We start from the raw sequence: 11,243 nt of genomic DNA, 5'->3' as shown, positions 1-11,243 counted from the left end.
CATCAAACCGCCGCTGCTGCGCGGGCCGCGGCCGCGCACCTGGCCGACGGACTGCAAGGCTTGAAATCCGCGCAGCTGGCCGGTCTGTCGAACCTGTCGAATCTGCCGGGACTGTCGAGTCTGGCTGGGCTGTCCGGACTTTCGCCGTCGCAACTGTCGGGGCTGGCGGGCCTGTCGCATCTGTCGCCGTCGGCGCTGTCGGATCTGCTCGGTTCGACGGGCAGCCCGCTCGGGCTGGCGAATCTGCTGTCCGGGGCGAACGGGCAGAGCGGGCTGTCGGGGCTGAACAACCTGCTGTCCGGGCTCAACGGGTTGTCCGGGCGCAACGGCCTGTCGGGGCTCGGGGATCTGTCGGGGCTGGGCAATCAAGGATCGTCGGGCGTGGGCGAGCAGGGGTTGCCGGGCCTGTCGGATCTGCTGAACTCGGCCAGTCCGGCGCTGAACGCGTTGCTCAACGCGCTCACCGGACAGAACGGGCTGCAATCACTTTCAGCGCCCGGACTGCTGAACTCCTTGCAGCAGAACCCGTCCGGTTCACAGGACACGTCGGGTTCGGGGTCGGCCGGATCGTCCACGGGTTCGGGCAGCGACGGGACCGGTTCGGGCACGGACGGGTCCGGATCGGGTTCCGGCGGAACGGGTTCCGGTACGGATGGCACCGGGTCAGGTTCCGGCGGAACGGGTTCCGGCGCCGATGGAACCGGGTCGAGCACGGACGGCACCGGATCGGGCACGGACGGAACAGGTTCCGGCGCGGACGGAACAGGTTCCGGCACCGACGGGACGGGCTCCGGCACGGACGGCACCGGTTCGGGAGCCGACGGAACCGATGCGTCCGGCGATCAGCCGGGGTCGCAATACGGATCCGAAGCGAACAAGTCGATGGCCGACGTCACCACCGACGACGGCAGTAACGGTGCGTCGCACCACGGTTCGCTCGGCTCGCCGGACGACGGGACGAGTTCCCCTGATCCAGCGAACCAGAACGATCACACACCACAGAGTCAGGACGGCTCCGACGGCCAGAGCATGCCGAGTTCCAGTGGTCTGGGATCCGGCGGTTCGGGCGGTACGGGCGGTCCCGGTGCGACGGCCGAATCCAAGGGGCCCACGGACCGCAAGAAGGACCGCAAGAAGGACGACAAGCGAAAACGCAAGCGGCCCAAGGCCATCCTGATGCCATCGCCGGACGAGGAAGTGGAGGTCGAGGGGCCCGAGGCCGATGTGGACGTCAAGTTCACGCTGGGCGCGCCCCTCACACCGCAGGCGGGTTCACGAGATCCTGATAAACAGAAGGCGAAGCCGAAGCCGAAGGCGACGCCCGTGACGACGATCTCCGAAGGCGAGCCGAAGACCACCGACGGCGAACCGAGAGCCCCGGGTACGAGCTACCGGGATTCCGACTAGGGCAGCAAGCTCGATATACGCAGTGACCTTGATGAGGGAGTAGGAAGCAGATGGCTGACGGCACCGGCACGAGCGGGAGCATCGGCACAACCACCGGTGGGCCCGGTGACACCACGCCGGAAGATACGACGGACTGGAATAATCTCAACACCTGGGCCAACGCCAATCCGCCGAGCCTCGGACTCAACACCGACAAGGGGATGAGCGCCGACTTCCAGGTCTTCAAGGACAGTGCCGCGGCGATCCACGAGCTGATCAAGCAACTCGACTCGTACCACAAATACATCACCGACAACCAGCTCAACGCCATCAAGCCGATCACGAACTACGCGCTGGATCCGGCCGGTCCCGAGCTGACGAATATCTACAACCAGAAGGGCACCACGATCCTCACCGGGATCGAAGGCCTGCAGAAGATCCTGACGAACATGCAGGATACGTTCATCGGCGCCCTGAAGGCCTATCAGAAGGCCGAGGGGCAGACCGTCGACGACTTCACCAGCATCACCAACGCCGCGGTCAAGAGCGATCCGACGAGCCGAACACCACCGGATTCGTCGCAATTCTCGGTGGGTAACGGCGATATGCCGGATGCGCCGACGACACCGCTGAACCATGACCAGAGCCAGACCGTCCAGATCAACGATGCCAGCTCGTGGACTTACGACGACTTCTACTACTTCGACCGGTCGATGATCGGCAGTGACTGGAATACCGACGCCGCGGCCGTCCGCTACGGGTGGCTGGCCACCCAGATGGCCAACGACTTCGCGAACGTGACGCAGCAGTTGTCGAAGATCACCGGCGATATGTGGACGGGCACGGGTGCGACCGCGGCCATGGCCGCGGTGCAGCGCTTCGAGACCGGCGCGACGGCGTTCAGTAACAGTGTCAGCGAATTTTCCTCGGTCCTGAAGTACACCAGCGGCTTTCTCAAGGCCACATTCGATCAGATGCCGACCGACACCGCGGAGAATCAGGGCGTCGCCAGTTGCCGAATCAAAAAGTGGCGGCAGAAAGCCCTGGACGCGTACAACAACGACTACAAGGTCGGCATCCAGAACGCGATGAAGGCGCTGCCCTACATCACGGTTCTCGGCTCGGGCACCGGAAATACGAGCTCGAGCGGCTCGAACAGCAGTAGCACCAGCACCAGCGCGAGCACCAGTGCCACCGGCAGCACCAGTGGCAGTGGTTACGGCAGTGGCAGTGGTTACGGCAGCGGTAGCGGTTACGGCAGCGGTAGCGGTTACGGTGGTGGTAGCGGTTATGGCAGCGGCTACGGCAGCGGCGCCGATTCCGGTTACAGCGCAGGCTATTCCGCTGGTTACGGTGCCGGATATTCAGCGGGCTATTCGGCCGGTTACGGTGCCGGCTATTCCGCCGGTTACGCCGCGGCTCACTCCGCGGGAAGCGGTGGTGGCGGGGGCGGTACCGGTGGCGGTACGGGTGGCGGCACCGGCGGTGGCGGAACCGGCGGCAGTTACGGCGGCTACGGCGGCTCCAGCGGCGCCACGAGCGGTACGGGCGGTGGCACCGGTGGCGGTACCGGCGGCGGTGGTACCGCCGGCAGTTACGGCGGTACCGGTGGCGGCACCGGCGGCGGTGGTACCGCCGGCAGTTACGGTGGTGTCGGTTCCAGCAACCCCTACGGCGCCTACAGCGGTGCCGGGGCGGCAAGCGGCGCGGGCGGTGCCGGTGGCGGAGGCAGCTACGGCGGCACCACGGGTGGCGGCGGCACCACCGCCGGCGGTGGCGGTTCGGCAGGCATGGGCTCGGCGTACATGGCCGGTTACTCCGCCGGCCTCGCGGCCGCATCCAGCGTCACCGGCGCCTACTCCGGACTCGGTGCCTACTCCGGAATCGGCGCTTCCGGACTCGGTCTCGGCAGCGGTGCGTACGGCAGCGGCTATGGCAGCGGTTACGGTTCATACGGCTACGGCAGTGGCTATGGCAGCGGTTACGGTTCGTACGGGATGAGCGGTTCCGGCTACGCCGCCGGTTACAACGCAGGCTATTCGGCGGGCTATCTGGCGGCCGAAGAGGCGCTGGGCATGTCGGGCGCGTCGCCGTTCAGCGCGCTGTCCGGACTGGACTCCCTGGGCAACACCCTCGGTGGTGCGCTCTCGGGCATCCTGCCTTCGCTGCTGAACGCCGCGACCTCGGGTCTGGCCAATGTGCCGGGCATGTTCAACAACGCGCTGAGCAGTATCGGCCAGGGCCTGACCGATGCCGGGAACGCACTCGGCGCGGCCGGGCACGATGTCTCCAATGCCGTTGGCGCGGCGCTGGATCCGAACGGTTCGCCGGACGTGTCGAAACTGTTCCCCCGGGCGGCCGGTGGCAGTACACCGCTCACTCCCGACCATCAGCTCGACACGTCCAACGCCAACGGCCCGAGCATGCCGGGTATGCCGGGACCCATGGGCGGTAGTCAGCAGGCCAACAGCAACAAGGAACACAAGCGAGCGAAATACCTCGATGGCGCAACGAATCTCGATGAGATCCTCGATCCGGTCGACAAGGTCAGGCCGGTGATCGAGCCGTGACGCTGTCGTGGACTTTCACCGGTATCGAATTCCAGGTGATCTGTGAGAAGTACCGGGGGGGCGAGATGCCGGACCCGCTGTTCTGGACTCTCGATGAGCATATGTCGATCGACAAGTCAGCAGCTCTGAAAGCCGATGTCTGGCAAGAGCTTCGGGCGAAATGGGATCCGGCCTGGGATTCGATGATCGACGTCATGTGCGCTCCCGAGCTCTATATCCGCCTGCACGGCTGGGACGAGCGGGATATGGACAACGGCCAGAAGTGCATGTACATCCATTTCGCACGCAGTGGCGCACAGGCGTACAAATTCGAGCAGAAGCCCGGAAAGACGTACTGGCACACCGACGGGTACATCGTCACCGAATGTGATCCGCGTAGCCTGGCGTCCGAGGTGGTCAAAGCGCTCCCGCCGACCGAGGCGGGCCGTCTGACCAGCACTCCGATCATCATCGATCCGGCGGAGCACATCGGGCACGGCGGCGGGAGTTTCTTCAAGGACGACGACGAGGATCCGCCCGCCGTCGCCTCCACGAAGTTCTTCAACCTGCCCGCCAGCAAGACCGGGACGTTGCGCGTCGTGCAGGGGCGCTCGAAATTCGGTCCGCGCGGCATCCAGGAGACCAAGTTGCTCTGGCGCGATGTCATCGATGACGGCCGCTATGTGATGAACATGGACGATTCGCCGGTGGCCGTCGGAATCGGTCGCAACGCGCTCGCCGGCAAGATCCAGCAACACATCGACAATTTGATGGAGCGGCTCGATACCCATTGGGAGAGTGGACGTCCCGAGGACCGCTGGTAATGCGGTCGTGGATGATCAGGAAGGAAGAAGTCGATGAGTAAACCGGTCGAAGTCGACACCACCAAACTGCGGCAGGCCGCGGGCACGATGAACGATGTGACCAGCCGGGTCACCACGATCGTCAATACCCTGAAGAACGGCCTGAACGGCAAGGGATATCCCTGGGGCCACGACCACTACGGCGACAAGTTCACCGAGGGCGAGAGCGGGTACACCAAGTCCAGCAAGAACCTGGTGCAGGGTGCGGACAATATGGTCACCTCACTCGGCCAGTTCGGCACCGGCATGAACGACGCCGCGCAGAAGATGGACGATATGGACCACTAGACCCGCATGGTCTCGGCCGCGGCCGTTTTCGAGATATTGGCTCGTCGATCAGGGCGATCGGCGAAACCGTTGAATAGCGTGACGGCTCGCGACACGGCATGATTGCCCGTGTCCGTGATGTGGCAGGCCGTCGCGGCACCGAGGAGGGTTCGAGCACATGACCGATCCGCACCAGGAAGCGTCGGAGGGCAAGGCCGCCCCGGACGTCACCTTCAGTCTGGGCGGTCTTCCGGGCGGGAGCACGCCCGCCGCCGGACCGTCCGCCGAAGCGGGCGCCGCGCCCACGCCGCCGGCCGCTGCCGAAGCGCCGCTGGACATTTCGCTCGTGGACGAGGAGGCTCCCGGCGAGCCGACCTCGGCGCCGGAGCCCGCCGCCGACGCACCCTCCTCCATCGAACAGCAGGCCACCCAGCTCGCCCACTCCATCGCGCGGGAACTCGCGGTCGCCGGCCCGGAGGGCTGGAAGCGGCTCGAGGCGTACTTCGCCATCACCGTCGCGGGCGGGGTGACCTACACCCTGTACTACGACGACGCCGATCGGGTGGCCCGGCGCGAACCGTCCGCGGAGATCATCGATCTGGTGCAGATGCAGCGCGAGGTCTCCGCGCAGCTCGGCGACGGCCCGTGGTGGCGGATGGAGATCCGGCTCGACGTGGCCGGTCACGTCGAGGCCGACTACGACTACGGCGACGAGCCGTTCCCCGAGGATCAGATGCTGGTCCCCGACGCGTATCTGGCTGACCTGCAAGCGTTTCCGCGGGAGCGGGTGCCGGTGTGGTTGGCGGCGTACGTCGGTCACGACAACCGGCAGTGGCGTTCGCCGCAGCAGGCCGCGCAGGGCGCCCGCGCGGAGCGGGAGGCGGGCGTCGTTCCGGTCCCGTCGTACGACGATTTCCCGGTGCTGCCGGTGTTCTGGGCGCGCTGGGCCACGATCGCCGCGGCCTTCGTCGCGATCGGCTCCGAATGGGGTCCGCGAGTGCTGCCCGCGCTGGGCGTTTTCGAGGGTTCCTCGCGCAGCGGCTCGACGCTGTACATCCTGCCGGGCGGGCGCGCGGTGCTGTCCGGCGGCGTCTGGGACGCCCCCGCGCTGGACGCGGCCTACAACGACGGCGAGCCGATGCCGGATCTGTATTCCGGTGCGCCGGAATGGGTTGCCAATCAGGTCCTGAATCCGCGCGCGGCACGCGGGTTGATGTCGTTCTGCTACTGGTGGGACCGCGACGGCTGGTACCGCGGCGAATCGCCGACCTCCGACCAGATCAGCGCCGCGATTCCCGGTGTGTGGTCCGCCGACACGGTCGCCGACGTGGTGTGCGGTGTGGTGAGCAACGATCCGAGCGGCGAGCAGCGCGCCGCCGCGGTGAATCTGGTGTCCGCCGCCGAGGCCGGTGTGATCACCCGCGAAACCCTCACCGCCCTGTTCGACGACCCCGCCGACGATATCGACGGCGCCCTCTACCAGCTATCGCTGGCGGGCCTGGTGACCGACGATCCCGTCGCGCTGTCCCAGGATCGGGCCATCGCCCTGGTCCGCGAACACATCCTGAACCTGGGTATCGACACCACCGACTACCCGGTCGAGGACCTCGTCGCCGAACGTCTCAACGTCGGCTGGATGGTCTTCGTCCCGGTCCCCGAGGGCGAGATCGCCATCGGCCGCGCGATCTTCTACATCGCGGACGACCGCGTGATCGAACAGTCGTCCTCCTCGACGGCCCCGTCGGTCTACGCCACAGGTTTCGAGGAGCGTTTCCATCAGCGGCAAACCGGTGCGGCGGCCGATTTGCGCATCTGATCAGGAAGGTTGAGTCATGGGCAACGAACCGTGGAAGGACTTGCTGACCAACGCTCAGAACGGTTCGTATCGGATCGTCCAGGTGGATGCGGGCGTACTGAAGAAGGCGGTGGGGTACGTCGGGGTCGCGTCAGCGATGCTCGAGACGGCGTACAACGGCACCTACAACAAGTACGACGGATTCGAGAAAGGCGGGGACACACAACTTTTCGGCACTCCGCCCAACTATTACGACCTTCCTGCCAACCTGTCGAAGAAGTTGACCGACACCGCGGCCGACCTGATGACCAATCTTCTGCCCAAGTACAAGGACGCCATCGACCAGATCGGTGAAGCCCTCGTGCGCGCCGGGAACCTGATGACCAATGAGGATCAGGGAGCGGCGGATTCGCTGGACAAGGTGAAGAGCGCCTATACGAGGCTGACCACCGCCGCGCCGGATCTGTACTCGCAAGAGCAGTACATATACGGGATCGACTCGACCAAAGAGAAGCAGGATGTCAAGCCGACGAGTAGTGCACCGGCGGCGACCTCGATTCCCGACGTCTACGATCCCGTCAACCAGAAGCGGCCGAGCTACGACAGCAAGAATCCGCCGTCCGCGGATTTCGCGAAGCCGCAGGTGAGCGCGGGCGCCGGTACGACGACCGTGGTCGGTTCCGCACCGGGCCCTTACAGTTTCGATCCTCCGGCCGCGGTCACGTTGAAGAAGACGACCGACGGCAAGCCCGCACAGCTGCTCGACCTGGGTAGCACCTGGATCGCTGTCGCGGCGAAGGTGAAGGAGTCGTTCCACTATCTGGATGAGCAGATGACCAACATCACCAAGGACAGCTGGAAGGGTGACGGGTCGGCCGCCGCGATGCAGGCGGTCACCCGGATCAACACTGTCGCAGGCGATCTGGTCGAGCGGATGAATACCATCGGGAACCTCATGGTGGATGCGTCGGGCTGGCTCGGGGTCGTACACGACGCCATGCCGGACAAGGTCGACACCGACACGAGTGCCCAGAGCCAGCAGATGGTCGCCGTGCACGACGCGATCGGCGGCTTCTACTCACCGGGTCTGACGCATATGCAGGTTCTGCCGGATCTCCCGCCCCCCACAGGTATCAAAGGCGTCGACGACGGCACCCAAAAGCCCTCCACGCCGGCGACTCCCGCTACTCCCTCGACGCCGTCCACTCCTTCGGTACGGTCGAGGCCCTCCACTCCGTCGACCCCGTCTACGCCTTCGACGCCGTCCACTCCTTCCCAGCCCGGCCCCAGCAGTGCGTACGAGAAGCAGGTGGAGCAGCAGCAGAAGGAACAGGAACAGCAACAGAAGCAGCAGGACCAACAGCAGCAGCAACAAGAGCAACAACGGCAGAAGCAACAGGAACAACAACAGCAGGAGCAGCAGGGACAGCAGATCTTTCAGGTCCTGGAACAGGTCCTGCAACAGGGGGTCCAGGCGGCTCAGCAGTTCCTGCAGCAGGGCGCGCAGCGGAGCCAGCTGAAGAATCTCGCCGGCGAGCTCGAGACTCCTGCTTCGTCCGCTCTTGCCGGACTGGAGAAGTCGGCGCTCAACGGCCTGGGTGGCGGCGGTGGCGGTGGCGGCGACGGCCAGACGACGCCCCTGTCGCCCGTCGCACAGGCATCGGCGAAGCTGTTCCCGCGCGCGTCCCTCACCTCCGCGCTCGGCGAAACCCTTGCCGGGGAGGCGACGTCGTCCGGACTCGCCACGAGCGGCAGCGGTCCGGGTATGCCCGCCATGAGCCCCATGGGCGCCGCGCAACGCGGCGGCCAGAGCGACAAGGAGCGCAAGCGGGCGGAATTCCTCGACTCCGAGGAATGGCTCGACGAGGCACTCGGAAATGCGCCGACCGTGGCCAAACCGGTTGTCGAGAAATGAGTTCCACCTGGAAGTTCACGGGATTCGAATTCTTCATCCTGTGGCTGGATGCGACCGACGGCCCGGTTCCCTGGCCGCTGGCCTACACGAACCGGACGAAGTCCGTGGACGAATTCCGTTTCGTGCAGCGGGAAACGAGGGCGAGTCTGGCGCAGGCCCGGGACGCGGAATTCGACGAGATGCTGGCCGCGATCACCCGGCCGGATATCGTGGTCGTACTCGAATGCGCGGACTGGCGCCTGTGGGATGAGCCGGGCGAACTGGTCCGGCTGTATGCCGCCCGGCGCGGCGACCGGGGCTACGTCGTAACTCAGCAGACGGGCGAAACATATTGGGATGCAACTGGATTCACGGTCACCGAATGTGACGCCATCCGGCTCGCCGATGCTGTGGTAGCGGCCGTTCCCGAGACGGAGCCCGGAGGAATATCCGCGCTGGCCCTGGCCGGTGAGTACATCGACTCCGAGACCTCCGGCGAGGATCTGGATTACTCGTACGGCCAGTCGTCGGTTCGCGATTCGTTCGCGGACACGGCGTCGGATCGCGTGCGGCGTTTCCTCGATGCGCCCGCGACGTATACCGGAATCGTCGAGATCCAGCAGATGCGTTCGATATTCGGCCCGCGCGGTAGAACCAAGCACCGCCTGGAGTGGCGTGACCTCGAGGACGACGGGCGCTACGTGATCGATGACCAGACCCCACCCGTCGCCACCTCCGTGGACGACGCGAAGTTGATCGCCATGATCAACACCCGGGTGGCCGCCGTGGTTCATGCGATAAAAGACGAGAGCGCCTGAACGCATGCGACGTACGCTGGAACCGAACCTGTCCGGGGCCGGGAACGAACTGATGGGGGTTGTGGCATGAGTACCGAGGATGCGGGTGTCGGGATGGATTCCGTTGTGGGCGAGGGTATCTTGGGCGAGCAGGCGGTCGACGAGGGGTCCGGCGAGGAGAGTCCGGTCGTCGAGCGGGCCGAGCAACCGGCGCTCGTGGAGTGGACCGCGGGCAATCGGACCGGGTCGATTACCGTGCGCACCACCGAACAGGGTCTGCCGCTGGGGATTTCGGTAGATCCGGGTGAATTGCGGCGGGATCCACAGGCATTGGCGGCCGAGGTGTTGCGGTTGTGCAAACAGGCCGCGAATCGTGCGGCGCTGGCGCGGCGGGCGGAGTTCGAGGAGGCCGGGGTCGCGCCGGAGGCGTTGCGCCGCATGGGTCTGCCCACTCCCGCGGAGGTCGCGCAGAGCGAACTCCAGGAGGAGGACGAGTACGAGACCGAGCCGGAGAGCTGGTTGCGGTCCGTCTGAGACGGTTCGACCCGAACGACGAAAACCTTTGTGAGGAGCCTCATGTACGAAACGATGGACGAGCTCGAGGCCAGCGTGCGCCGAAGGTTGTACCGGCTGCGTGATCTCGGCGATCAGATGGCGGGCGTGCGCGCGCGCGAGACCGCGCCGGACGAATCGATGACCGTCGAGGTCGACGGCAACGGCGCGATCGTGGATCTGCAACTGTCCGAATCGATTTCGCGGATGACGCCGGAACAGTTCGAGAGCACCCTGGTGGCCACCTCGTATGCCGCTGCGCGCCAGGCGTTTGCCGAACGTGCCGATCTGGTCAATACGTTCAATGACGAGGTTGCAGGCTGGTGAATTTCTGGCCTACGGGCCGGGCCCCGCGACTTGGGGGCCGCAATTGCGTAGCGCGATGAGCGCGGCTCCGCTTACCATTGATGGTAAGCAAGGATTTTCGCAACCGGGAGCGGGGTTTTAAAATGGAGCCTTTTGTCACTGTGCCGGATGCCATCCGCGGATACGGTGCGTCCTCGGCCGCGATGGCGACAACCATCGCCACGGTCGGCAATGTCGACCAAGCCGCCACGGTCGGCGCGGCGGTGCCGGTGTTCGGGCTGATCGGCCAGGATTTCCTGGCGGCGTTCGCCTATGCGCAGGCCAACCACATCTCGTCGGTGAACGAGCTCGCCGCGGTGCACGCGGGCACCGCGCTGGCCGCCTTCACGGCCGCGGACCACTACCAGCTCACCGATGACGACTCCGCCGCACACATCGGCTCGGTATAACCCCGATGAACGCGCCACTCGACCCCAGCATCTCGGATCTGCTGCGGGGTAGCTCACTGGCGCCCATGATGGATCAGCCGGTGAGCCACATCCTGCAGAGCATGGGATTGCCGCAGCTGCCGACCATTCCGCCGCTACCACCCCTGCCGGGGCTGCCGCCGATGCCGGTGATCGACCTGACGGCGCTCGTGCGGCCGCTGACGGACATGGCCTCGAGCTTCGGCACCGGCCAGTTCGGCAGTGCGGGTGTGCATCCCGCGGTGGCCGTCGCGCCGACTCCCGCGCCCGCCACCAGCAATCCGGTGAACAATGCTGCGGCACAGCACAATTCACCCTCACCTCAGGCGAGCACGCCGCAGGCCGCCGCACCGCGGCCCGCGACGCC

General features: G+C 65.9%; 9 protein-coding genes and 2 pseudogenes. All 11 read left to right on the top strand.

What is annotated here, in order from left to right:
* Positions 1–1,407 (top strand): annotated as a pseudogene (locus NM2_RS50575) (hypothetical protein); the annotation flags it as partial.
* Between the two features lie 50 nt (positions 1,408–1,457).
* Entirely contained in the window at positions 1,458–3,956 is a 2,499-nt protein-coding gene (locus NM2_RS51170; protein WP_067684047.1) for a hypothetical protein, read from the top strand.
* Entirely contained in the window at positions 3,953–4,759 is an 807-nt protein-coding gene (locus NM2_RS46350) for an ESX secretion-associated protein EspG (RefSeq protein ID WP_067684044.1), read from the top strand. The genes NM2_RS51170 and NM2_RS46350 overlap by 4 nt, the downstream gene beginning before the upstream one ends.
* A 33-nt stretch (positions 4,760–4,792) precedes the next feature.
* The gene (locus NM2_RS46345) at positions 4,793–5,086 is read left to right on the top strand and encodes a WXG100 family type VII secretion target (protein WP_067684041.1); all 294 of its coding nucleotides are present in this window, start codon (positions 4,793–4,795) and stop codon (positions 5,084–5,086) included.
* 157 nt (positions 5,087–5,243) lie between these two features.
* Positions 5,244–6,881: a hypothetical protein gene (locus NM2_RS46340; protein WP_067684039.1), complete on the top strand. Its 1,638-nt coding sequence runs from the start codon at positions 5,244–5,246 to the stop codon at positions 6,879–6,881.
* Between the two features lie 16 nt (positions 6,882–6,897).
* Complete coding sequence (locus tag NM2_RS46335) at positions 6,898–8,775, top strand: hypothetical protein (RefSeq protein ID WP_067684036.1); 1,878 nt, start codon at positions 6,898–6,900, stop codon at positions 8,773–8,775.
* On the top strand, positions 8,772–9,572 hold the full coding sequence (locus NM2_RS46330; RefSeq protein WP_067684034.1) for an ESX secretion-associated protein EspG: 801 nt from the start codon (positions 8,772–8,774) through the stop codon (positions 9,570–9,572). Before NM2_RS46335 ends, NM2_RS46330 begins: the two co-directional genes overlap by 4 nt.
* 66 nt (positions 9,573–9,638) lie before the next feature.
* On the top strand, positions 9,639–10,085 hold the full coding sequence (locus NM2_RS46325) for a hypothetical protein (protein WP_369690375.1): 447 nt from the start codon (positions 9,639–9,641) through the stop codon (positions 10,083–10,085).
* Between the two features lie 42 nt (positions 10,086–10,127).
* Positions 10,128–10,430: a YbaB/EbfC family nucleoid-associated protein gene (locus NM2_RS46320; protein WP_067684032.1), complete on the top strand. Its 303-nt coding sequence runs from the start codon at positions 10,128–10,130 to the stop codon at positions 10,428–10,430.
* A gap of 122 nt (positions 10,431–10,552) precedes the next feature.
* Positions 10,553–10,858: a type VII secretion target gene (locus tag NM2_RS46315; protein WP_067684030.1), complete on the top strand. Its 306-nt coding sequence runs from the start codon at positions 10,553–10,555 to the stop codon at positions 10,856–10,858.
* Between the two features lie 5 nt (positions 10,859–10,863).
* A pseudogene (locus tag NM2_RS46310) lies at positions 10,864–11,243 on the top strand (hypothetical protein); the annotation flags it as partial.

This window comes from Nocardia miyunensis NBRC 108239, assembly GCF_001613065.1.
GTDB classification, from domain to species: Bacteria; Actinomycetota; Actinomycetes; order Mycobacteriales; family Mycobacteriaceae; genus Nocardia; species Nocardia miyunensis.
The sequence above is the reverse complement of the archived record's forward strand: the minus strand, read 5'-3'. Positions and strand labels throughout refer to the sequence as shown.

Excerpts from the sequence above, each read along its gene's own strand:
- NM2_RS46320 (WP_067684032.1), top strand. The coding sequence starts at position 10,128 with ATGTACGAAACGATGGACGAGCTCGAGGCCAGCGTGCGCCGAAGGTTG.
- NM2_RS46325 (WP_369690375.1), top strand. The coding sequence starts at position 9,639 with ATGAGTACCGAGGATGCGGGTGTCGGGATGGATTCCGTTGTGGGCGAG.
- NM2_RS51170 (WP_067684047.1), top strand. The coding sequence starts at position 1,458 with ATGGCTGACGGCACCGGCACGAGCGGGAGCATCGGCACAACCACCGGT.
- NM2_RS46335 (WP_067684036.1), top strand. The coding sequence starts at position 6,898 with ATGGGCAACGAACCGTGGAAGGACTTGCTGACCAACGCTCAGAACGGT.
- NM2_RS46315 (WP_067684030.1), top strand. The coding sequence starts at position 10,553 with ATGGAGCCTTTTGTCACTGTGCCGGATGCCATCCGCGGATACGGTGCG.
- NM2_RS46340 (WP_067684039.1), top strand. The coding sequence starts at position 5,244 with ATGACCGATCCGCACCAGGAAGCGTCGGAGGGCAAGGCCGCCCCGGAC.
- NM2_RS46330 (WP_067684034.1), top strand. The coding sequence starts at position 8,772 with ATGAGTTCCACCTGGAAGTTCACGGGATTCGAATTCTTCATCCTGTGG.
- NM2_RS46345 (WP_067684041.1), top strand. The coding sequence starts at position 4,793 with ATGAGTAAACCGGTCGAAGTCGACACCACCAAACTGCGGCAGGCCGCG.